Here is a 23,817-nt window from a genome sequence, read left to right on the forward strand (position 1 = left end):
TCTTGCTTCTTGTCAGGATTCCATTTGTAGAAACGCGGGCGGTTCTGCTCCTTATCCATACGGACATAGGCATTGAAGGGTTGTCCTTCCTTGTCCACCATGTTCTTCAGATAAAGTGTGCGACCGCTGTCTAATGCTTCACGCTGCTTCGCTGAGAGTTCCAAGCCGCAGAGTTTGCGGGGTGCGCCCTGCTGTTGTGTCTGCTGCTGGCGTTCCTTGAAACCACGGTTGTTGTCGAAGATAAACTCAATCCCCTTCCGTTCGGCATTGACCTGCAGGGTGGCATTGAAGGTCTTGCCGCTCTTGGCTGTCATGCCCTCCATCTTCACGGCTTTGCCCTCCACGAGGTCTTTGTATTGTGCATCGGAAAGCGTAACACCCTTGATTTCCTTGGGAATGTTCACGCGGTCGGCACGCAGGGCGACAAGTTCATTGGTCTGTGGGTCGATGGAAACGTAGGCGGCAAAAGGCTCTCCGTTCTTGGGTGTTACCTCAATGGTCTTGCCGAGGTTGCCTGTAGTGAGTAGTTGCTCCTTATCTTCGGGCGAGAACTTATACCCCATATAGGGAAAATCGAGTTGTGGCTCTTTCCTCAAAGGATGGATAGCCAGCCCGATGTTGCCCTCGCCGTCCGTGCGGAAGGCAAGACGTGCATCGGTGTAGATGGTGGTATCGCCCATCGGGATGGCAATCGTAACGAGATTGCTTTTCTGCCAGTTGAGCATATTTGTGAGTTCTCCGCTCTGCTCCAACTGCTCACGGGAAAGTCCGAGGCGGTCGAGTTGCTTCCAGTCCACTTTCTCCGGGTCGATGGCGGTGGTGTTCTTCTGCTGTGGCAGATAGTCCTCAAAGGGTACGCCAATCTCTGCCAGCTGCTGCTTGCTTTCGGGCTTCTCACGGCTTTGGAGCAGGGTGCGCAGGTTGCCCACGCCCTGCTCCACATTGCTTGCCACCACCTTGTACAGTCCGAAACGGGTCGGCTCGTTGAACTGACGAAGGAAATTCTTCATGAAGTTCTCCAAGAGTCCCTCCTTGCTGTTGAACTTCAGAAATGCTGCTTGGTTGACGGCGGTGGCTTCGGTGGTCTTGAGGTTGCCCTTGTCGTCGATACCAGATACTACGGAGAGTTTCCCCGTTTCTTTCTCGTTCTTTACCTCTGTGCGGTCTTCCAAGACCAGCACATAGTTGTCATTGCTGTTTGATTCCATTTTTTATAAATTGTAATGATGAATACTAAAATCATCTGCTAAATTATAGTTATAATAAGAGAATGAAGAAGATGAAAGAAAAGCGGGAATTATTGGGAAATAACAAGAAAGTCTTTCTGTTTTAAATGAGTTTTTATCAGATGGAATCTGAATGATTGTCACCGTAAAAGTGTTGCGAAAAGTTAAAAAATAGCATTATGAGCATTTTTTTTATTTTTTATTGCGAACGATGCAAAAAAAATCGCTATCTTTATGCCGTCAAAGACAATAGATGATTCCGGAATTTTATCGCGTCAAAAGACCTTACTATGGGATTCATAGTTCGTATATGTTTAACTTAAAGCACTTCATCGCTATGAAATTACTAAAAGTTGAAGCCATTGAAGACCTTTTCGCTGTAAAAGGTGGCATAGGAGAGAATGAGCCTGTTGAGCAGGACACTACAATCGTGGTTCATTGTAATGTTGCAAACTCAGGGATTATCGTAAAACATCAAACAGCTGGATAATCCCCACTATTAGGTAGGATTGGAGAATTTATGGTCTCCAATCCTACTTTTAAATATTCACGGTCGCAATGTATATTGTTTTTAATCCCAAATATGCTCTTCGTAGTGATGAAAAGAGAGTCGTTATCTTTGACTCTACTGATGGAGATGGTTGGATGTCATATATACATCCTATCCACGCTATTGTATTGGCTACAATAAGTTACACAAATAATGTAGCAGAAACAGAATCTTGGTTTTATGAAAACATGGGAATTTCTAAACAGATAATTACTTCTTTTGTACATTCTCTATTAGATAATCAAGAGATTACCTATGTTAAATTTGGGGATATGAACATTTCGTTCCCTCCTAATACATTAATATCATCTACAGAAGTAAATAAAAGGAAATTTGATGATATTATCCATATATCTCTGAATATGAACGATGTGGACTTGAAAACGAAAAGATTATATACAAGTCCCGACAAGATCGTTATTATGCTAAATAATAAATGTGCTGTCAAGTGTAATTATTGTTATGCTGATACATACACGACAAGCAGCGATTTAAATTTTGACGATTTTTGTAATCTCATTACAGAATGTAAGACCATTGGAGTAAGGAAAATAGAACTAATTGGAGGAGATGTTTTCGTCAAACCAAATTGGGAAGAATATATTTCATTCTTATTAAATTCTGGTTATCCTGTTGATTTTTTATCAACAAAAAAACCGTTGAAAGAGTCTGATGTCAATAAGTTAATAAATCTTCAATACAGAGGGGATTTGCAAATTTCATTAGACACAGTTGATGAAACAATACATAAATCATTATTATATGCTCCCAATGATTATTTAAAACAATTGCAACAGACATTTGATATATTATCTTCATTTCGTGAGTTACCATTTAAAGTAAGAATAAGTACAGTTCTTTGCTCTAATAACGCATCTTTTGATTCCATATTCCAACTGTTCTCTTTTTTAAATCAGTATAGTATAATTTCTCGATGGGATATTTGTTATGCATTATTGCCATTCAAAAAGGGCAATATTGAGTTATGTACATCTAGGCAAGAAAGTTTAGTACGCCAATACATTCGAAAGATTCAATTATCTTATAATCCATTTTTTGAGATTGTACTAAATGCCAAGGGTGTTGATTCCAAAAGCACAGAATTGCTTTGTAAAAATCAAGATGCTAATTATCGTTGTTCAGCCAATGTTAGTTCATGCTTTATTCTTCCAGATGGAAAAGTTACTTTGTGCGAACGATTATATTGGAACAAAAATTTTATCATAGGAGATTTGAAGCAAGATTCATTGGCAAAAATTTGGAGATCCCCACGAGCGATCTATCTGTCAGAATTAGAAAAACATATTGATGAGAAGAGTCCTTGTTTTTCTTGTATTGGCAAAACTGATTGTTATGGAAAAAACAAAAGATGTCTTGTTAATGTATTCTTACGATATGGTAATAATATTACCTTTCCAGACCCTTCATGTATAAATAGTATTTGAAAATGAAAAGATTCTTTATTTTTTTTATAGTTTTATTCTCGAATATCGTTATGTTCGCTCAGAATCAGAACTATAATATCAGATCACGAGTTTTAACCTTAGAAGATTCCATCCCAGTAAGTTTCGCAACAGTGAGACTCATGCAGACCGACTCCGTTATGGTTGGCTCAACCCTTACGGATTTGAACGGTCTGTTCGGTTTCGACACCCCATTAAAAGAAGGGATGTTTCTTTCCATATCCTCCGTAGGATGCAAAACCACAGATGTAATCCTTCCGTGTGATACCACGATTTATATTGAAAGCACCAATAAACTTGCAGAAGTCGTGGTTCGGGGAAGTAAGAGATATGTCAAGGGAACGCCGAGGGGCTTGCAAATCTCAATGGCAGGAAATCCTGTTGCAAAACTTGGCAATGCTATGGAGGCGATCAAGTACCTTCCGATGATTGACGCATCTGGCGGTGGGATATCTGTCCTTGGACATGGAACACCCGTTATCTATATCAACAACAGGCTTGTGCGTTCAATAAGTGAGTTGTCTTCACTTTCCGCCAACGATATATCCAATGTAGAAATTATCACCAACCCTTCATCAAAATATGGCGCCAATGTGTCATCTGTCATTCTCATACGCACAAAAAAACTTAATGAGGGATTCCATGCTGTCGCAGCAGGTAATGTTTCGGCAAGTGAAGAATGGTCAGAATCTGTCGATGTGTCACTGAATTACCATACAGAAAGCGGACTTACCGTCTTGGGAGATTTATCATACGGCTTTTCTGGCTTCAAACAGGATAGACATTATATTGAAGGTTTTTATTCAGAGAGTAACCCTGAATCAAAATATCGTACTGATACTTATTCCAAAGCCAAAAGCAGAAGCCAGTCCCTCATGGCAGACGCTGGCCTAAACTACGATTTCGGGAACAACTCCATTGGTGCAAAATACACGTTTCAGCGCACTCCCAAGAGTCACTATAGCGGCAATGCCAAATCCGTTATGGAAAATCAAGGGACCGAAGATGTAATAGCATCAATAAGTGACCTGCATAGTCAAAGCTCTATGCATCATGTCAACACCTTCGGCAGTTTTTCCTTGCCTGCCAATATCGGGTTACGCATAGACGCCGATTATGTAAAATCCTATCGTACTTCCAACTCGGGTGTAGATGAGAACAATTCTACCAATATGATCTACAATTCGAATGTAAGCAAAGCCTCTTTATGGTCAGGAAAAATTGTACTGTCAAGAAAAATCAGCAAGGTAGAGATAGAGGCTGGCTCGGAAATCTCATATACACGCAACAATCAGGATTATTTGGGGTCCTCCACCGGGAATCAGGATTTTATTGCTCCAGAAACAGACAATGTAAAACAAAATCTCTATGCAGGATTTGTCGGTTTTAACTGGACACCCAACAACACATGGAATATGTATGGTGGACTTAGACTTGAATCAACCAATACAGATTTCAGACAAAACAACGTTCTTCGTGAAGATTTATCAAAATCATATACAGACTTGTTGCCTAATCTGGGCATATCCTTTAACTCATCTATTCGTATGAGCTTGTTTTACAGAGCATCCGTGTCTCGTCCGGGATACCAATCTCTTGACAACACATACGTTTATGTTACTCCTACCCTTTGGGAAACGGGCAATCCTGAACTTCGTTCAACTCTCCGCCACAAAATAGGATTGAATCTTTATTATAAGAAATTTATCCTTCAAAGCTCATTCACAATGAACAAACGGAATGTGACCTCAATATATCGCTATGACAACACCGATCGTATTAATGTTGTACAACCAGTCAATCTGCCAGATTATAACTCATTCCAACTTGTGGCTGTCCAACAACTTGATTTCGGCTTTTGGCATCCCACCATACAGGGCGTGTTCTACGTTCAGGATTTGAAGTATGGCTCACCCGTAAGAAAATACAACAAACCACTCTATACTCTGTCGCTTAACAACCGGTTCGATATTCCCAGCAGCTTCTATGCTTATTTTAATCTGTTCGGTCTCGGGACCGGCAATCAAGATGTGATTTATAGCCGTGGTTCGTGGCAGGCATCGGTGACCTTGAACAAAACTTGGAGAAACTGGGTTTTCACACTCTCGGCTAATGATGTATTCAATACATGGAGACAGAAAATTGACACGTTCACCAATACTGTCGATTATTCTTCTGACATCCAAGGGGCATCCCGTTCAATCACATTAAGCATACGATATACTCTTAATGCAGCAAAGGGTAAATATAAAGGAAAAACATCTCGACAGGACGAGATAGATAGATTATAACTCCATACAATGAAGAAGATGAAAATTATCATGCAACGTGATGCTATGCAATGCGGTATAGCATCATTAGCTATGATTTCTAATTATTTTGGTCGATTTATTTCAATCGAAGAACTCTCCAAAATATGTTTTGCATCTTCGGAAGGTGTTTCTTTACAAGGACTATGTGAAGCCGCAACCACTCTAGGCTTTCATTCTATTCCTGGCAAAGTAACTATTGAGTCTTTGTGTAATGAAAATCTTCCATGCATACTTCATTGGAATCAGAATCATTTTGTTGTATTATACAAGGTTAAAAGGAATAAGTTTTATATTGCTGACCCAAGTAAAGGTATCCAGAAATGCACTATTGATCAAGTGAAAACACATTGGATAGCCACAACTTCTAATAACGAAGAGAAAGGAATTGCTTTATTCCTTGAACCGAATGATAATTTCAAAACCTCAAAGCAACAGAAGAGATTCCATCCTCGATCTTTTAGATTTCTATATGGATATTTTAAACAATACCGTAATTTTTTTACTCAAATAATCATTGGCTTAGTTTTAGGATGTGTTTTGCAACTAATCCTACCATTTCTAACACAGTCAATCGTAGATATTGGAATTAAAAATAATAATATTGGTTTCATTTGGCTTATATTATTAGGAGAGTTTTTGATTGTTATAGGGCGCACGGCTACGGATTTTATTCGCAGATGGTTATTATTGCACATATCAATGCGGATTAACATTTCGTTGGTGAGCGACTTCTTTATCAAACTCTTAAAACTGCCCATGTCGTTCTTCGACACCAAACTGATGGGCGACCTTATGCAGCGTATGAGCGACCACAGCCGTGTAAACTCGTTTCTGACACAGCAAACGCTCAGCATCGTGTTCTCGCTTTTTACATTTGTGGTATTCAGCGTTGTACTGCTGTCTTATAACTGGCTCATCTTTACCATTTTCATGCTCGGCAGTCTGCTCTATGGCGGTTGGCTTGCGCTATTTCTCAGACGTAGAAAGATGTTGGACTATGAACTCTTCGAGCAACAAACCATCAATAACAACAAGACCTACGAGTTCATCACCTCCATGCAGGAGATAAAGCTCCAAGATTGTGAACAACGCCGTCGCTGGGAATGGGAGGATGTTCAGGCAGACCTTTTCGGGGTGCAGATGAAGTCGCTGAAGCTCCAACAGACACAGGAGGCAGGCAGCATCTTCATTAACGAACTCAAGAACATTGTCATCACGGTGGTGGCTGCAACAGCCGTCATTCACGGACAGCTTACTTTAGGTATGATGCTTGCCGTGCAGTATATCATCGGACAACTCAACTCCCCCGTTGAGCAGTTGATGAGTTTCTTCTATTCAGTGCAGGACGTGAAGATAAGCCTTGAGCGTATCAATGAGATACACCGCATAGATGATGAGAACGGAAAGCAAGGATTGGAAATGGCAGTAAAAGAAGAACATAAGGGAATTGACCTTGAAAGCGTAAACTTCAAGTACGACCCTCACGCCCTGAAAACTATCATTGATGATGTAAGCCTCACAATCCCCAAAGGCAAGGTAACAGCTATCGTAGGCGCATCGGGCAGCGGTAAGACAACACTCATCAAGCTTATGCTGGGCTATTACCCTGTATTGGGCGGAAAAATCACCATTGGAGGAACTGATGTAAATGAGCTCAATAAGAAGTGGTGGCGCAGACAATGTGGCGTAGTGATGCAGGACGGTGTGATATTCTCCGAGAGCATAGCAAGGAACATTGCCGTAGATGATGGCGAGATAGACAAGGAGCGGTTGCAGAAAGCTGCAGAAATAGCCTGTATTCACGATTATGTGATGGGGCTGCCCTTAAAATACAACACAAAGATTGGTCGCGATGGCGTGGGGTTGAGTCAGGGACAGAAACAGCGTATTCTGATAGCAAGAGCCGTGTATAAGAATCCCGATTACATCTTCCTTGACGAAGCCACCAACTCGCTCGATGCCAACAATGAGCGCATGATTGTGGAACATTTGGACGGGTTCTACAAAGGCAAGACAGTCGTTATCGTGGCGCATAGACTAAGCACAGTAAAAAATGCCGACCAGATAGTGGTGTTAGATAAAGGTAAGGTAGTAGAGACAGGCAACCACGAAGCACTTACAGCGAAGCGTGGTGCTTATTACAACCTTGTAAAGAATCAATTGGAATTGGGTAACTGACAGCAGAAAGGAAGATTATGGCAGACAACAAGATAGAACTCCGCAGCGAGAAGGTAAAACACATCATTGGCGAGATTCCTTCAGGTATTGTACGCTATGGCATCACTATTATCACCATTGTAATATTGGGACTGCTGGTGGGCGCATACTTTATACCTTATCCCGAAACCGTCAGTGCAAAGGTACAGATGACAAATGCCCGTCAAGGCACAATAGACATTCCCTATAAATACGTGAATACGATAACGAGAGGAATGACGGTAAACATCGAAGTTGAGGGTTACGATGCAGAAACATACGGAGCTGCCAATGGTATCATAACATCCACATCGCATACACCCCGACAAACGGCAGCAGGCAGCGTGTTCACGGCACAGATAAGGATAACGGATTGCAGGTATAAAATTATCAGTGGAATGACTGGTACAGCATCTATATTAATAAGCAATGAAAGCATACTTCAAAAGATTGTAAGGCGAATTATAAATGTCCAGTAACTTCCATTGTAATAAAGCGATGAAAGAGGGCAATGTCTATGTTAATATGTCCACATTGCTGTTCAATGGAAATGATCAAAAGTGAGAAGAAACGCAATGGCAAACGGTGCTACTAATGCAAACATTGCCAAAAACGTTTTATTACCGGTTACGCCGACAAAGCCTATCTTCCTGACACTGATTCTGAAATCATTCAACTGACCAAAGAAAAGTGGAGTATTCGTAGTACGGCACGAGTATTGGAAAGTTCAATTACCACTTTGCTTAAAAGGATTTTACAGATAACAAGTAAAATCAAATAACCGTCTATCGCTGTACGATAGAGAAATAAATCATGTAGTTGCCTTCAATGTAGGCAGAGTACCAATCGTACTTTGTCGGTAATACTTAAAAGCCCTTTCCTCTTCAAAGCTGAATTTATTTATACCGATAAATTGAAAAACTATGGCTATCTTATCAGTTAGGAAATACTCCATACCCGTTTTTCATTCCACCAACCATATCGAGCTGTACAATCTTACACTTCTCACTCACCTAAAACAGCTAAACCGGAAAACGATTTGTTACAGCCGTAGTTTATCAATGCTAACAGCTATCATAAGGATTTATCTGTGGGTATAGCCATGTTCCGTAATCATCACACTGCAACTACAATACCCAATCCGTGTTTGTATTATTTGTCTGGAATGAGATGGGACAAGGCAGGGGTGTTCTTTATCCTTTGAATCTCTGAATCAACCAGCGAGAGTATTTCTTGCTTTATCTTACGATAATTGGCTTCGATGGTTTCTTTGAGATTGTCTGAGCCATCTTCATTTTTGAATTCCACTATCATAGGGATGGGCTGGTATGCTTTCATTTCAGCCGACACCTTGGCACTATCCACCACAATCTCGGCATGGAAAATCTTTTGGTCGATACGTTCATCAAAGTTGTCTGACACTGCCCCCACAAACATACCCTGAGTAAGGTTACTGATTTTCGATGCTGGGATAAGACTATCCATCTGCGTGGAGATAGAGGTGGATTTGTCATTGCGATTGATGGTCATCGACTGGCGTTGCTGGAGGACTTTTCCGAAGCGTTCGGAGAGAGTCTTGGCAGTTTCACCTACCACTTGTCCACTGAACACATTGCCCACTGTGTTCTGTATAACTTTGCTCTCCTTGTCCCCATAGTCCCTTGTTAATTGACTAAAATCTTGAAACCCCAAGCATACCGCTACCTTGTTGCTTCGGGCAGTAGCGATAAGATTATCAAGTCCACGGAAATAGATGGTCGGTAACTCGTCGATAATAACGGATGATTTGAGCTGCTTCTTCTTGTTGATGAGCTTCACGATACGGCTGTTATAAAGTCCAAGTGCAGCCGAATAGATATTCTGACGGTCGGGGTTGTTACCCACAACAAGAACTTTCGGCTCGTTGGGATTATTGATGTCGAGCGAGAAATCATCACCTGTCATCACCCAATAGAGAGCTGGCGAAATCATACGTGAAAGTGGTATCTTGGCACTGGCTATCTGTCCCTGCAACTGGTCTTGCGCTCCGCCCTCCCAAGCATCCATAAAGGGAGAAAGGTAGTTGGCAAGTTCATCGTATGCCGTAAGAATAGGAAAAATCTGTGCGTAGGGACGATTGAGAAACTCGATGGCGTGTGGAAACGTGCAATACTTACCGTTTTCATATATCTTCAGGAACCAAATGATGGCAGCCAAAAGGATAATAGGCGACTCCACGAAGAAGTCTCCCTGCTTCTGTATCCACGAGCGGTTGAGGTTGAGCATAATCGTGTAGGCACTCTCATAGGCATCTGAAATGTCCGTCATAAAGGACGGATTGATAGGATTGCAGCGGTGCGATTTGCGTGGGTCGTCGAAGTTAATCACAAAGAACTGCGGCTTTACTTGGTAGGCATCAAGGTGGTTGAGTAGATGGTTATAGGCAATCTCGGAAAGGTCGGGAAACTTATAGTCATAAATATACATCGCAAAGCCTTTTTCTATCTGCTGCTTGATATAGTTGTTCACGATAGCGTATGATTTTCCCGAACCGGGAGTGCCTAACACCATTGAGGCACGAAACGGATTGACCACGTTAATCCAGCCTTTGTTCCACCTTTTCTTATAATAGAAGCGTGTAGGAAGATTAACCGAGTATTCATTTTCCATCAGCCTTGTTTCCTGCATAAAGCTCTCGTTCTCCGTGTTGAATACGTCGTCCATAAGGTTGTTTTTGAGTAATCGGCTCATCCACACACCACTCATTAGCAGGCAGATATAACCCACAGAGAGTGTGAAGATATAAAGCGTAGCCGCCCCGATTTTACCAATGGGCAATGCCAACAGCCACCAATTCAGAAAAAAGAAGACGAACCCAGCGAAAAGCACCGTCCAAATCTTTGGCCATGTGATTTTCTCCTCCTTCACGCCTTTTGTACCTAAGCACGATAAAGCGAGGAACACTACACAAAAGAGCTTTGTCCAAAGGATGGATGAAAACAAGCCTGTGGAACGTTGAAAGTTCATCAGTATCTTGTTGATGATACCGAGTGTGAAATGCCACTCGTGAAATGCCTCGTAGCAGAACCAATAACAGTTAATCAGGAGGAATATCACTGAAATTCCCCGCATAAAGTCCATGACCTTACCCAATGCCCTTAAATCATCTTCCTGTGCCATAATACTATTTTATTGTTGTTAGAAAATCCTTTGAATGTTATTTGAACGTGTACTTAACGTTTCCTGCGTTTAAGTTTTACCTTACTTTGCTTACGGAGTTTGCGTTGCCATGCCGCTTCTTTCCAATCATCATTGCCCGATGAAGAGAAGGATTCTCCCACCATATCGTCGACTAGTTCATCGACAAGGTTGTCGCCTTCCTGCTCATCAGACTGTATTGTCTGCATCTGTTGCTGTAAGGTGGTATCAATCTTTCCATAAAGCGATTCATCCAAGAATGGATTGTGTGCTGGATTAGATAGATATGCGTTGAATACATTGGCAGCATATCCTTTACCCAATCGGGAACCATTGAGCGCAATGCCTTCTTTGTCATCAATGAACGTAATACCATAGATGCGTCCATTATCATTCTTTCGGATTACCACTCGCAAGCCTTGTTCCTCCAATCTTTGTCGGAGTATTCCCTCCGTGTGGGGAGAAGTACGCATTACTTCTAATACCTTTCTTCTGATGGTTGGTATCAATGGCTTAACTATCTGCTTCGATTTCAGCATCTTGTTCTGAACGGCAGCATAGCCCACACCTCTACCAATGTCCGAGGCGTGAATGGGCGTGCTCACCTTATTGCCCTTGTCATCGGTAGGCACATAGACCAGTCCGTCATATCGCTTTCCTCGATACTCCGTTTTAACCTCCTCTACCGCAAGGTTGTATTTATGCAGAACGGCATTTAGTTCACCTAAGGAGCAGAATGTATAATGCTTCATCGCAGAACGAACAGTATTTGCCACTTGTTCCTTGATATTTCCTTGCGTAGTATCGACCTTTGGCGTTTCTGTTGTTGTTCTATCACTGACCTTTGAACTTGGAATGAGGTTATATTTCTTTTCCAGAGCATCAGTAATCTTTTTGCTTCGCCTGCCCTCATACCTGTCATTGATTTTTCTGCCTTGGCTATCCACCCGAAGCGAAACGATGTGGATATGCTCACGGGCAATGTCATTATGCTTAAAGACGATGTAGGGTTGCTTGCCATAGCCGAGTTCCTCCATATACTCCTTCGCAATCTGTGTGAGCCTTTCATCAGACAGCTTCTCGTCTGGGTGCGGATTGAGGGAGCAGTGAAAGACCGTTTTCTTTGTTCTGCATTGCTCAGGTATTGCCTTTTGCATATCGGCAAGTACCTTATCCATTTGAAAAGTGCCATCGAAGCCTTTCCGAAGTTCGTTCACGCAGAGAACTGCCGCTTCGTCGTGCTGCACCTTTTTGAAGTTATATCCCAATGCTCCTCCAAGGTTCTCGGTAGAAGAAATCTTTGCAATCATATTCCTTTATCGACTATCAAATTGTTCCGTCAGTTGGATGGCTTTCTGTTGTAGCGTGATAATTTGACCAGAGATTTTTTCCAATTTTTCAAGTAAAATCTGTGCAGTTTTCACGCTGTGATAAGAGTTTATTGCGCGTACTGTTTGGTTGTAGAGTACGCCTATCCGATGATTTTCGGCAATCAATTCCGAGAGTTTACGATAATAGTCCACAGCGGATTTATCCACTGTTATCACCTTGAACTTCCCTCCAAGAATACATCCACGCACAAAATCAGACTTCGATTTTGCACCGGATTTATGGAAAAGTTCAATGACTTTTTGCTGGTCTTTGGGGTTGGGCAACCGCACGTGCCAATTGTCCCAGCGTGGCTTTTCCGCTTTTTTTCTCTCTGAACGAGATTTCTCTTCCTTATCCATAGCTTTACTTTTCTTTAATCACGACTTTGGAGTGATTTAATCCCCTTTGGGGCAAGGGTCTTTGTGGTACAACTGTAAGTTTGTGTTACAAAGACACACCTTGCCAATATCAAGAGTTGATACGATTGAAGTATCCACCCTCGTGGGGTGTCTGCTTCGGGATATTACCTCCATGTATTATTCTCGCCTGCAAAGTTACGGCGAGTTTTCAAATATCTCATTATCAATGGTATTCACTCTTTTTCCTCGCATTTCCCTGTACTTCACAGGTAGTTGAAACTTAGGATAAAACCTTGTTATTTTGCAACCGAATTCAGTGAAAAGTCAACTTAAAATTCATTTGAATGTAGAGTGCAAGAAGATAGTTTCAACCTCTGTGATTCTTATCCGAATGAAATTCAGGATATAGTCAATTTTAATCCTTTGAGCTGAGTCAATTTTAACCTAAGTCAAAATTCGACTTTTGAGTCGGGTCAAGAATAAGGTTTCAACTTTGGACGTAATCAGACTTATCAGTCAAGTTAAAAAATAATTTATAACACAACTAACGACCATTCAAGATTATGAAAAAGAAAAACGAAACTCCCATCTATCTGGGCTTCGCCTCACAGAAGGGCGGAGTGGGCAAAAGCAGCCTTGCGGAAGTCTTGGCAGCTATCTTATACTACGAAAAGAATATCCCTCTTGCCGTCGTGGACTGCGATGGCACACAGGAATCGTTCTTCAAGCTACGCGAACGGGACAGAGACCTTATCGAGTCCTCCCCCGAACTGGGCAAGGAACTTCACGAGCGTCTGGCTTGCTATGGCAAAAAGTCATACCCAATCATCCGAAGTAAACCGGAGAGTGCCGTCGGTGATATTGAGAAATATATTAAAAAGAAAGCATCCCCTCCGCAACTCGTTATTTTTGACTTTCCCGGTCATGCAGTTACAAGTGCCTTGATGGACTTGTCCATTACGATGGACTACATTATCTCTCCGATAGAAGCCGACCCTCAGTCGCTGGCATCGAGTTTCGCCTATGCCAAAACCATCTGTGAGTTGGGGATTGGCTTTGAAGGTTCACGTATTCAGGACTTCTTCCTGCTTTGGAACAAGATCAACCGCAGTGCGAGTACCACGGTCATTGATTTGTTCACTGAAAACGCAAAAGAACAAGGACTGACCATCCTTGATTCACGTATCTACCATTCTGTTAGGATTAGTCGAGAACTGGCACAGGGAGGAACAAGAGGCGTGTTCCGATGCTCTTACCTTCCTCCTGCAATTTCCCTCCGTCCGCAGACGGGAGTGGATGAATGGGTGGCGGAAGTCATACGGAAAATCAAACTGTAAACGGAGGATAGTGTATGAGTTCATTAAAGGAACAACGAGAACAGCTGCTTCAGGAAAAAATGAAGGAGATGGCGGATATTGGTGTCAAGAAACGCACGGCAGAAAACACTCCTGATTTTGATGAGCCCATCGACTTGGACGAAGAGATCCTATCAGAGGACCCCGTCTCAGAAGATGTAGAAAAGGAGGAAAAGACCAACGATATTTCTACCGAACAGGTTGTTCACTCTCCCAAGCGCAAGAAAGTAGGTAAAGGTATGAATGCAGCTATGGCATTAGACTTTGAGGAATACGAGCAACGTTTTCTGACAAGCGTCCGTAACGGGCGCAACAAGTCAGGTTTCAGCATTCACACCGAAATCCTGCAAATTCTGCGTGATGTATTGAGCGACCTTCGCTCGGAGGCTTCCATTACAGGATATATAGAAAACATTCTTCTTGACCACCTGAAGACCTATCAGGATATGTTGAACCACACCGCCTCACAGCGTAGGCGCAATAAAACCATAAACTTATGATGATGGAATTACTTATGAATATCTTGTTGCTGCTTGGAATTGTATGGATGCTTTTGGGCATCGCATACCTTTGGAGAATATTCCGACACACAGCACCACAACCGGCAGAAAAAGCCAAAAAGCGACCTACCGTAACAAATGAGCAGATAGCACAAGCTCGCCATGTTCTGGTGGGCAGAAGTAAACCCTTCGTTTCCCCGTCTGTCCCCGAAGTTCCCGCCGTTTCCCCGTCTGAAAATTCAGCCGATAATCCCGATACCTTTGCAGCGCAAAATGTACGCAAAGAAGATGAAACGGAGTCGCCAATCCCACCTCAATCGCCATCGGAGCATACCGACGAACGGGAGAAGGACAATGAAATGCAGGTCGCCTACACAATGGACGAACCCGACGAGGATTCCATTTTAAAGGAAGACCTGCTGATTGCCGATGAAGCCATGCCCGAAGTTTCACCGACTTCAATCCTCTCACGGGACATCGCCCGTGTCAGTGGCTGGCACAAGAATGACGATGCGCTTCAGACAGAAAATGAGGAAACCGTCCATGAGACCCTTCAAGCCATACGAGGCACGGAGTTGATGGAACACCTCAAAGAGAGCACGCTCAAGCAGGAACACGACCATCAACGACTTCTTGCCGCCATTCGCAAAGCCGAAGAAACGGCACAGCAGGAAAGAGAGACAGCTTCCTCTTCCGAGTCCAAAGCGGACGAAAGAGAAGACGACAAAGAAAACACGGTGGACGACAGACCGCTGTCCTATTATCTGTAAAACAACCAAAACCGAAGAAGCGGGCGGGTGGCTCAACCGTAAAACCATCTGCCTGTATTGAAACAGAGCCGCCCTCCGCAACTTCTCAAACATGATTCATCAACAACTTAAAATTATAACAAACAAATGAACAACAAAAAAATCACAATGATGCTGCTCCTGACGGCACTGACCACCGCAGCAGCGTATGCACAGGGAAATGGTATGGCAGGTATCAACGAAGCCACGAAGATGGTAACCTCCTACTTCGACCCGGGTACGAAACTCATCTATGCCATCGGTGCCGTAGTGGGGCTTATCGGAGGAATAAAAGTATACAACAAGTTCTCAAGTGGCGACCCCGACACGAGCAAGACAGCCGCTTCTTGGTTCGGCGCGTGTATCTTCCTGATTGTGGCTGCCACCATCTTACGTTCCTTCTTCCTGTAAACGATGGCACAATGGGAAATCAATAAAGGTGTAGGTCGGACGGTGGAGTTCAAGGGCTTGAAAGCGCAATATCTCTTCCTCTTTGCTGGGGGACTGTTGGCGGTCTTCTTTCTCGTGGTGGTATTCTATCTCTGTGGCATCGACCAGTTGGTCTGCCTTAGTCTTGGCTTAGTGGGTGCTACACTCGTCGTGTGGCAAACGTTCGCCATGAACCGCAAGTACGGCAGATACGGACTGATGAAGCAGGGAGCCATTAAGATGCACCCTCGCTACCTATTGAACCGCCGCACCGTCTTTCACCTTATCCGTAACCTCAAACCAAAACGCAAGGCATAATGAGAAACAACAGTAAAATCACGACCTTGGAAGCGAAGTTCCCGCTACTCTCCATCGAGCAGGGTTGTATGGTGAGCAAGGATGCCGACATCACGGTAGCTTTCCGTGTGGAGCTGCCCGAACTCTTCACCGTTACCTCCGCCGAATACGAGGCGATGCACTCGGCATGGCACAAGGCAATCAAGGTGCTGCCCAACTATACCATCGTGCATAAGCAGGACTGGTTTATCAAGGAACGTTACCAACCAAAGATGGCAGAAAGCGGACTTAGTTTCCTCTCACGTGCATCTAACCGACATTTTAACGAGCGTCCTTTCCTGCACCACTCAGTCTATCTCTTTCTAACCAAGACCAACAAGCAGCGTATGCAGCGACAGAGCAATTTTGGTTTATCAAGGAACGTTACCAACCAAAGATGGCAGAAAGCGGACTTAGTTTCCTCTCACGTGCATCTAACCGACATTTTAACGAGCGTCCTTTCCTGCACCACTCAGTCTATCTCTTTCTAACCAAGACCAACAAGCAGCGTATGCAGCGACAGAGCAATTTTTCCTCGCTCTGCCGTGGGCACTTGCTCCCCAAGGAGATTACCGACAAGGAGGAAGTGGTCAAGTTTATGGAAGCCGTGGACCAGTTCGAGCGTATCATCAACGACACGGAGCAAATCCGACTCAGCCATATGATGGAGGAGGATTTGGTGGGTACAGCAGAGAAAGGCGGACTCTTAGACCGCTACTTCTCCCTTTCTGAAGAAGGACACGCTTCTTTGGAAGACATACGATTAGGAGCAGACCTTGTGCGTATAGGGGACAACCGCCTTTGTTTGCATACGCTGTCAGATACGGACGACCTGCCCACAAGTGTTTCCACCGACACACGCTATGAGCGATTATCAACGGACAGAAGCGACTGCCGACTGTCCTTTGCCGCTCCCGTTGGCTTGTTGCTGCCCTGCAACCATATCTATAATCAGTACCTCTTCATCGAGGACAGTGATGATAACCTGCAAAGGTTTGAGAAGCAGGCACGCAACATGCACTCGCTTGCAAGATACAGCAGAAGCAATCAGATTAACGAAGAGTGGATACAGGAGTATCTCAACGTAGCCCACTCGCAGGGGTTGACCTCCATTCGTGCCCACTTCAATGTGCTGGCATGGAGCGATGACAAGGAGGAGCTTCGCAACATCAAGAATGATGTGGGCAGCGCGTTGGCACTGATGGAGTGCAAGCCACGCCACAACACCGTTGATACGGCTACCCTCTATTGGGCGGGTATTCCCGGCAATGCCGCCGACTTTCCAAGTGAGGAGAGTTTCTATACCTTTATCGAGCCGGCTCTCTGTTTCTTCACGGCAGAGACCAACTACAAGGACTCGCTCTCTCCCTTCGGCATCAAAATGGCTGACCGACTTTCGGGCAAGCCAATCCACTTGGACATTTCCGACCTGCCGATGAAGAAAGGTATCATTACCAACCGCAACAAGTTCATTCTCGGTCCTTCAGGTAGTGGCAAGTCTTTCTTTACCAACCACATGGTACGCCAGTATTACGAGCAAGGGGCGCACGTGCTTTTGGTCGATACGGGTAACAGCTATCAAGGCTTGTGCGAGCTTATCCACCGCAAGACCAAGGGCGAGGACGGTGTTTATTTCACCTATACCGATGAGCATCCTATCTCTTTTAATCCTTTCTTCACCGATGATTACTTCTTTGACGTGGAGAAAAGAGAAAGTATCTGCACCTTATTGCTTACGCTTTGGAAGAGTGCCGATGAACATATTACCAAGACAGAAGCAGGCGAACTTGGTTCTGCCGTCAACACCTACATCGAACTTATCAGGACGGATCACACCATCGTTCCCTGCTTCAACACCTTCTATGAGTATCTTCGTGATGTGTATCGGGAGGATATGGAGCATCGGGACATTAAGGTAACGCTCTCTGACTTCAATATCAATAACCTCCTAACGACACTCAAGCAGTATTATAAAGGTGGCAGGTATGACTTCCTGCTGAACTCGGACAAGAACATCGACCTGCTCTCGAAACGTTTCATCGTCTTTGAAATCGACCAAGTGAAGGACAACAAGGATTTGTTTCCTGTCGTAACGATTATCATCATGGAAGCTTTCATTAACAAGATGCGCCGATTAAAAGGCATCCGCAAGATGATTCTCATCGAGGAAGCATGGAAGGCGATTGCATCCGCTAATATGGCAGACTATATAAAATATTTATATAAGACGGTCAGAAAGTATTTCGGGGAAGCCATCGTCGTGACACAGGAGGTGGACGACATCATTCAGTCGCCCATTGTCAAAGAGAGTATCATCAACAACTCCGACTGCAAAATCCTGCTTGACCAGCGCAAGTACATGACCAAGTTTGACGGCATACAAGCCATGCTCGGACTCTCCGAAAAGGAGAAGAGTCAGATACTTTCCATCAACCAGAACAACGATACCAACCGACTATATAAAGAGGTGTGGATAGGTTTAGGCGGTATGCAGAGTGCCGTCTATGCCACGGAGGTGAGTATGGAGGAATACCTTACCTATACTACCGAGGAAACAGAAAAAGTCGAAGTGATGCAGCGCGCGGAACAGCTGGGTGGCGACATAGAAACCGCCATCAGGCTACTCGCCAATGAGAAAAGAAACAATAAGAAGAAATAAATATGAACCATCAAAATAGTAGTAATAATGAAAAAGTTTTTATTCATGGCTCTCTTAGGATTGAGCCTTTCTATTCCCAAAGCCCACGCACAGTGGGTAGTAACCGACCCGGGCAACTTTGCGGGTAACATCGCCAATTCCGTCAAGGAAATCGCCACCGCCTCGAAGACGGTGAAGAACACCTTGGACGGATTCAAGGAAGTGGAGAAGCTCTACAACGACACGAAGAAGTATTACGACGATTTGCGTAAAATCAAGAACTTAATCGGTGATGCCTATAAAGTAAAAGAATGTATCCTGATGGTGGGCGACATCTCGGAGATTTACGTTACCTCGTACAAGAAGATGCTCTCAGACAAGAACTTCCGTCCTTCGGAACTTGCTGCAATGGCTTCCGGCTATACCAAGTTATTGGAATTGAGCGGCGAGAGCCTGAAAGAACTCAAATCGGTTGCCAAAAGCAATGTGTTCTCGATGAACGACCACGAACGTATGCAGCAGATAGACCATATCTATACCACGCTGCGTGAATATCGTTCGCTGGTATCTTACTACACCCGTAAGAACATATCGGTGAGCTTCGTGCGTGCCAGAGAGAAGGGAGAACTGAGCGAGGTAAAATCCCTCTACGGTAATATGGCAAGCCGCTATTGGTAATCAAGTAAGGAAAGGACAAACTTATGGATTTTGCCAGTTTACACGATTTGCTCCGCTCGACCTATGACGAGATGATGCCGCTTTGTTCGGATATGACAGGTGTGGCAAAGGGGATTGCGGGCTTGGGCGCGCTCTTCTATATCGCACTGAGGGTATGGGCTTCGCTTGCCCGTGCCGAGGCAATCGACGTGTTTCCGCTCCTACGTCCCTTTGTGATTGGTTTTTGCATTATGTTTTTCCCTACGATAGTGCTTGGCACAATGAATGGCGTACTCTCCCCAATCGTCAAGGGTACGGAAATGATGGTGGACAAGCAGGAGGGGACACTTGCCAAACTTATAGCACAAAGGGATAAGTTGCAGGAGGAAGCCTATCTGCGCAACCCCGAAACGGCATTTTTGGTATCGAATGAAGCCTTTGACCAAAAGATTGAAGAGATGGGCATCGTCGGTCCGGAGGATGCCATAACCATTGCGGGAATGTATGCGGAACGCTCTGCCTACCAAATGAAACAATGGATTTTAAAGTGTGTTCACGACATCATGGAAATACTCTTCCACGCTGCGGGATTGATTATTGACACGCTGCGCACTTTCATTCTGATTGTGCTCTCCATTCTTGGACCCGTCGTTTTCGGCATTGCCGTATGGGACGGACTGTCGGGGTCGATGACGGCTTGGTTTTCTCGCTATATATCGGTGTATCTATGGTTACCGGTGAGCAGCATCTTGACCGCCCTTCTGACAAAGATACAAGTGCTGATGGTGCAGAAAGATATTGAAACCCTTAGCGACCCGAATTTCCTCCCCGATGCGGGCAGTTGGTATCACATCGTCTTCTTCCTCATCGGTATCGTGGGCTACTTCTGTGTTCCAACAGTCGCTGGCTGGATTATCGAAGCGGGTGGCGGCATCGGCTCATACGGTCGCAACGTCAATCAGACGGCTCAACGTGGAGCGCAGGGCGCATACACCGGAGGCAAGTATTTGGCAGGTGGAGCCGGAGCCGTTGCAGGCAATGCCATCGGACGTATCAAGGGTGCATTACTCAAAGGTAAATAACAAAAAACGAAAAAAACAATGGAATTCAAATCACTCACCAATATTGAGACCTCATTCCGTCAAATCAGGCTCTATGCCTTTGTCTTTGCCATCGTCTGTGTGGCGGTCAGCGGCTATGCCGTCTATGCCTCGTATGGCTTTGCCAAGGAGCAACGGGAGAAAATTTACGTGCTTGACCAAGGAAAATCCTTGATGCTCGCACTGAGTCAGGATGCAAGCAAGAACCGACCTGTGGAAGCGAGGGAACACGTCCGCCGTTTCCATGAACTGTTCTTCACCATCGCGCCCGATAAGGATGCCATCGAGAAGAACATGGAGCGTGCCTTCCTGCTCTGCGATAAGTCGGCTTTCAACTACTACAAGGACTTGGCGGAAAAGGGCTATTACAACCGTGCCATTTCGGGCAATGTCAATCAGCGTATCGAGGTGGACTCCATCCGCTGCAACTTTGAGGTCTATCCCTACGAGGTAACGACCTACGCCCGTCAGTTCATCGTACGACCGAGCAACATCACGGAGCGTAACCTGATTACGACCTGCACCTTGCAGAACTCCGTCCGCTCGGACAACAATCCGCAGGGCTTCCTGATGGAACAGTTTATGGTGCGACAGAATCAAGACCTCCAAACCTATAAACGATAGCACGATGGAAAGGACAAGGGGATTTTCATTCGCACGGCACTATCTGAGGGCGCACTTGTGGCTTCGCCATCGGTGCGACAGGCTCACGGCAAAGCAGCGCAAGCTGATTGTATTCGGATTAAGTTTTGTCTATCTCGTCTGTTCTTTAGTGATGATAGCGCAGTTTTTCCTGCCGCACGATAAGGAGGAAAGACTACCTATCCCCAAGGGAACGATAATAGACAGCGACATCCATACAGATAGCGTATTTATACGACTTTATCAACAATATTCAACTAATAGTAATGAAAATGGATAATAAACAAAAAGAATATCTCAAGAAAGGACTGGTCTTCGGTGGGCTGGGATTGCTTTTCGCCCTCTCGATGTGGTTCATATTTGCCCCGTCGGGCAAGGAGAAGAGTGCGGCGCAGCAGGGACTGAACGACAGCATACCGCAGGCGACCACCGAACAGCTGACGGGCAACAAACTCAAAGCCTACGAATTGGGCGACAAGAGCCGTCAGGACGAACAGACACGCGAGGAGATGGGCAGGCTTTCGGATTACTTTGATAGTAATACCGCCCCCTCGGAAAGCGAGCGTGCCGAAGCAGCCGCTTCGACGGCAAAGATTGAAAACTCGATGCACCGCTATGAGGAGAACAACCGCCTGTTGAACTCTTTTTATGCGCCCGACCCCAATGAGCAGGAGCGTGAGGCACTGCGCTCGGAGTTGGACAACCTCAAAAAGGAATTGGCATCCAAGAACGAGAGTGAGGATGCGGAGGAGAAGCGACAGCTCGCCCTGATGGAAAAGAGTTACCAAATGGCGGCGAAGTATCTGCCACAATCTTCTTCAACTACCAATGCTGCCCACGCTTTTACACCCGCAAAGGAAAAGGGAGTTTTGGAAACATCGGCAACAAAACAAGTATCGGTAGCCGGTTCTCTCCCTGCAATGGAGGTATTGGCAGAACGTAAGCAGGTGGTGTCTTCGCTCAACCAGCCGATGACAGATGCCGACTTCGTTCAGCAATATGGCACGAAGCCACGCAATATGGGCTTTCTTTCGCTCACGAGTGCGGTTGCTGCTGTACCCCGCAACACGCTCAGCGTGGTGGTGGACAGGACGGCAACGCTGAAGGAGGGCGACAATGTGGCGTTGCGCCTTCTCGAAACTGCCCAAGTGCAGGGCTTGCGCATTCCCCGCCAAAGCCGACTCATTGCGAGGGCTAAGATTGAGGGCAACCGCCTGCACCTGCTCGTTAAGAGCATTGAAGTGAAGGGACAGATTATTGCCGTGAAGCTCTCGGCATACGACACAGACGGACAGGAGGGTGTGTTCATTCCCGGTTCGGAGGACATTAACGCTCTCAAAGAGGTGGGTGCGAACATCGGTGGTTCGATGGGGACTTCCTTCACCTTTGCTTCCTCCGCCAAAGACCAGATTATCTCGGAGGCGGCACGTGGGGTGATGCAGGGCGCAAGTCAGCTGCTCCAAAAGAAACTCCGCACCGTCAAGGTAACACTTAAAGGCGGCTACCGCCTGTTCTTGGTTCAGTCAAAATAAGCATATCAATCAATAAAAATAGCAATAACAAAATAATAACAACAATGAAAAAATGGATTTTTTCGGCTGTCCTGCTTGCCACGATGGGAGCGTCAGCCACTGCACAGACAACGACTTCAACGCTCACGCCCGACCGTCCGCTCTCATCGGGAGAACTCTTTCAAGGCATGAGCAAGGCAATCCCAAACGGACGCATCGTCCTGCCTTACGGCTTGGAGGTTACTTTTGAAAAGACGGTGCATCTGATTTTCCCTGCGCCTGTCCGCTATGTGGATTTGGGTTCACAGAACATCATTGCCGGCAAGGCGGAGGATGCGGAGAACGTACTGCGTGTAAAGGCTGCCGTCAAGGACTTTGAGACGGAGACCAACATGAGCGTGATTTGCGAGGACGGCTCATTCTACGCTTTTAACGTGAAGTATGCCGATGAGCCAGAGAAGCTGAGCGTGGAGATGAAAGACTTTCTGTCGCCCGTCGAAGGACGCTTGCCGAGCAACCGTGCGGACATCTACTTCAAGGAACTTGGGAACGAGTCGCCCGTACTTGTCAAACTGATGATGCAGACCATCTATCAGAATGACAAACGCTATATCAAGCATATCGGCGCCCAAATGTTCGGTATGAAATTCCTGCTTAGGGGATTGTATGCGCACAATGGCTTGCTATATTTTCATACCCGAATAGACAATATGACCAATATGCCGTATTCGGTGGACTTTATCACCTTCAAGGTTGTGGATAAGAAAGTAGCTAAACGCACTGCCATTCAGGAGAGAGTGCAACAACCACTCCGTGCCTATCATCAGGTGAACTATATCAAGGGAAAGCACACCGAAAGTTCAGTGTTTGCCTTGGAACAGTTCTCACTATCAGAGGATAAACAGCTTGAAGTGACGCTTTATGAGCATAATGGTGGACGAACGCTTACCTTCTATGTCGAGCCGCAAGATTTACTTTTGGCTCAGAAGATTGATAACCTCAAACTTAAATGGTAATGAAGAAGTATCTTTTCAAATGGATGAAGGAAGTTCTTTCAAGGCCCCTGCTCGACATGACGGAGGAGGAACTCACGAAAATGCTACCTTCAAACTTCAAATAACAAATAACCCTTATATGCTGCCAGACATATAAGGGTTATTTGTTGGTGTGAAAGGCGGCTAATATTGGATGCTTACCTTTTGCCGGA

At 45.0% G+C, this 23,817-nt stretch carries 22 protein-coding genes and 1 pseudogene; 19 read left to right on the top strand and 4 right to left on the bottom strand.

The window, feature by feature from the left end; translation table 11 throughout:
- The coding region (locus CZ367_RS02390; RefSeq protein WP_077195535.1) for a DUF3945 domain-containing protein at nt 1-1,208 on the bottom strand (1,208 nt) is incomplete at its 3' end.
- A gap of 355 nt (nt 1,209-1,563) precedes the next feature.
- Here CZ367_RS02390 and CZ367_RS15305 point away from each other — a divergent pair.
- From CZ367_RS15305 to CZ367_RS16620, 6 genes are all read left to right on the top strand, one after another.
- Nucleotides 1,564-1,716: a hypothetical protein gene (locus CZ367_RS15305; protein ID WP_004339333.1), complete on the top strand. Its 153-nt coding sequence runs from the start codon at nt 1,564-1,566 to the stop codon at nt 1,714-1,716.
- A 68-nt stretch (nt 1,717-1,784) separates the two neighbouring features.
- Nucleotides 1,785-3,221 carry a radical SAM/SPASM domain-containing protein gene (locus CZ367_RS02400; protein ID WP_004336029.1) on the top strand — a complete coding sequence of 479 codons (1,437 nt, stop codon included), beginning with the start codon at nt 1,785-1,787 and terminating at the stop codon, nt 3,219-3,221.
- A 158-nt stretch (nt 3,222-3,379) separates the two neighbouring features.
- On the top strand, nt 3,380-5,530 hold the full coding sequence (locus CZ367_RS02405) for an outer membrane beta-barrel protein (protein ID WP_237581491.1): 2,151 nt from the start codon (nt 3,380-3,382) through the stop codon (nt 5,528-5,530).
- A gap of 9 nt (nt 5,531-5,539) precedes the next feature.
- Nucleotides 5,540-7,729, top strand: a complete 2,190-nt coding sequence (locus CZ367_RS02410) for a peptidase domain-containing ABC transporter (protein ID WP_004336027.1) — start codon at nt 5,540-5,542, stop codon at nt 7,727-7,729.
- Nucleotides 7,730-7,746: 17 nt separating this feature from the next.
- Nucleotides 7,747-8,226: a hypothetical protein gene (locus CZ367_RS02415; RefSeq protein ID WP_004336026.1), complete on the top strand. Its 480-nt coding sequence runs from the start codon at nt 7,747-7,749 to the stop codon at nt 8,224-8,226.
- Between the two features lie 444 nt (nt 8,227-8,670).
- On the top strand, nt 8,671-8,847 hold the full coding sequence (locus CZ367_RS16620) for an IS1 family transposase (RefSeq protein ID WP_084793469.1): 177 nt from the start codon (nt 8,671-8,673) through the stop codon (nt 8,845-8,847).
- A gap of 52 nt (nt 8,848-8,899) precedes the next feature.
- Here CZ367_RS16620 and mobC read toward each other — a convergent pair whose 3' ends face one another.
- The 3 genes from mobC to CZ367_RS02435 are packed head-to-tail and all read right to left on the bottom strand — an operon-like array spanning nt 8,900 to nt 12,654.
- Entirely contained in the window at nt 8,900-10,906 is a 2,007-nt protein-coding gene (gene mobC / locus CZ367_RS02425) for a conjugal transfer protein MobC (protein WP_077195536.1), read from the bottom strand.
- A gap of 53 nt (nt 10,907-10,959) precedes the next feature.
- On the bottom strand, nt 10,960-12,234 hold the full coding sequence (gene mobB, locus CZ367_RS02430) for a conjugal transfer protein MobB (protein ID WP_077195537.1): 1,275 nt from the start codon (nt 12,232-12,234) through the stop codon (nt 10,960-10,962).
- Between the two features lie 6 nt (nt 12,235-12,240).
- Complete coding sequence (locus tag CZ367_RS02435) at nt 12,241-12,654, bottom strand: plasmid mobilization protein (protein WP_004338348.1); 414 nt, start codon at nt 12,652-12,654, stop codon at nt 12,241-12,243.
- 563 nt (nt 12,655-13,217) lie between these two features.
- Here CZ367_RS02435 and CZ367_RS02440 point away from each other — a divergent pair.
- From CZ367_RS02440 to traN, 13 genes and pseudogenes are all read left to right on the top strand, one after another.
- A complete protein-coding gene (locus CZ367_RS02440) occupies nt 13,218-13,991 on the top strand; it encodes a ParA family protein (RefSeq protein ID WP_077195538.1) in 774 nt (257 codons plus the stop codon).
- A 14-nt stretch (nt 13,992-14,005) separates the two neighbouring features.
- On the top strand, nt 14,006-14,509 hold the full coding sequence (locus CZ367_RS02445) for a DUF3408 domain-containing protein (protein WP_036895276.1): 504 nt from the start codon (nt 14,006-14,008) through the stop codon (nt 14,507-14,509).
- Nucleotides 14,509-15,279: a hypothetical protein gene (locus CZ367_RS02450; protein WP_077197337.1), complete on the top strand. Its 771-nt coding sequence runs from the start codon at nt 14,509-14,511 to the stop codon at nt 15,277-15,279. Before CZ367_RS02445 ends, CZ367_RS02450 begins: the two co-directional genes overlap by 1 nt.
- A 126-nt stretch (nt 15,280-15,405) precedes the next feature.
- Entirely contained in the window at nt 15,406-15,708 is a 303-nt protein-coding gene (locus tag CZ367_RS02455; RefSeq protein WP_008448479.1) for a DUF4134 domain-containing protein, read from the top strand.
- Nucleotides 15,709-15,711: 3 nt separating this feature from the next.
- Nucleotides 15,712-16,044, top strand: coding sequence for a DUF4133 domain-containing protein (locus CZ367_RS02460; RefSeq protein WP_077195539.1), 333 nt, complete (start codon nt 15,712-15,714; stop codon nt 16,042-16,044).
- Nucleotides 16,044-16,415, top strand: a pseudogene (locus tag CZ367_RS16625) (DUF3875 domain-containing protein); the annotation flags it as partial. The gene CZ367_RS02460 and the pseudogene CZ367_RS16625, both read left to right, overlap by 1 nt.
- Before the next feature lie 44 nt (nt 16,416-16,459).
- Nucleotides 16,460-18,721: a TraG family conjugative transposon ATPase gene (locus tag CZ367_RS02470; protein ID WP_449421155.1), complete on the top strand. Its 2,262-nt coding sequence runs from the start codon at nt 16,460-16,462 to the stop codon at nt 18,719-18,721.
- Between the two features lie 27 nt (nt 18,722-18,748).
- Nucleotides 18,749-19,378, top strand: coding sequence for a DUF4141 domain-containing protein (locus CZ367_RS02475; RefSeq protein ID WP_048739825.1), 630 nt, complete (start codon nt 18,749-18,751; stop codon nt 19,376-19,378).
- A 23-nt stretch (nt 19,379-19,401) separates the two neighbouring features.
- Nucleotides 19,402-20,439, top strand: coding sequence for a conjugative transposon protein TraJ (gene traJ / locus CZ367_RS02480; RefSeq protein WP_008448442.1), 1,038 nt, complete (start codon nt 19,402-19,404; stop codon nt 20,437-20,439).
- A gap of 18 nt (nt 20,440-20,457) precedes the next feature.
- Nucleotides 20,458-21,081, top strand: coding sequence for a conjugative transposon protein TraK (gene traK, locus CZ367_RS02485; protein WP_004360055.1), 624 nt, complete (start codon nt 20,458-20,460; stop codon nt 21,079-21,081).
- A gap of 4 nt (nt 21,082-21,085) precedes the next feature.
- Nucleotides 21,086-21,379, top strand: coding sequence for a hypothetical protein (locus tag CZ367_RS14445; protein ID WP_080975325.1), 294 nt, complete (start codon nt 21,086-21,088; stop codon nt 21,377-21,379).
- Nucleotides 21,372-22,631 (top strand): conjugative transposon protein TraM, encoded by a 1,260-nt coding sequence (gene traM, locus CZ367_RS02495; protein WP_048739846.1) that lies wholly within the window; start codon nt 21,372-21,374, stop codon nt 22,629-22,631. Before CZ367_RS14445 ends, traM begins: the two co-directional genes overlap by 8 nt.
- 44 nt (nt 22,632-22,675) lie before the next feature.
- The gene (gene traN / locus CZ367_RS02500) at nt 22,676-23,626 is read left to right on the top strand and encodes a conjugative transposon protein TraN (protein ID WP_077195540.1); all 951 of its coding nucleotides are present in this window, start codon (nt 22,676-22,678) and stop codon (nt 23,624-23,626) included.
- The last annotated feature ends 191 nt before the right edge of the window (nt 23,627-23,817 follow it).

The sequence above is a fragment of the Prevotella ihumii genome, from assembly GCF_900155655.1.
Lineage (GTDB): Bacteria > Bacteroidota > Bacteroidia > Bacteroidales > Bacteroidaceae > Prevotella > Prevotella ihumii.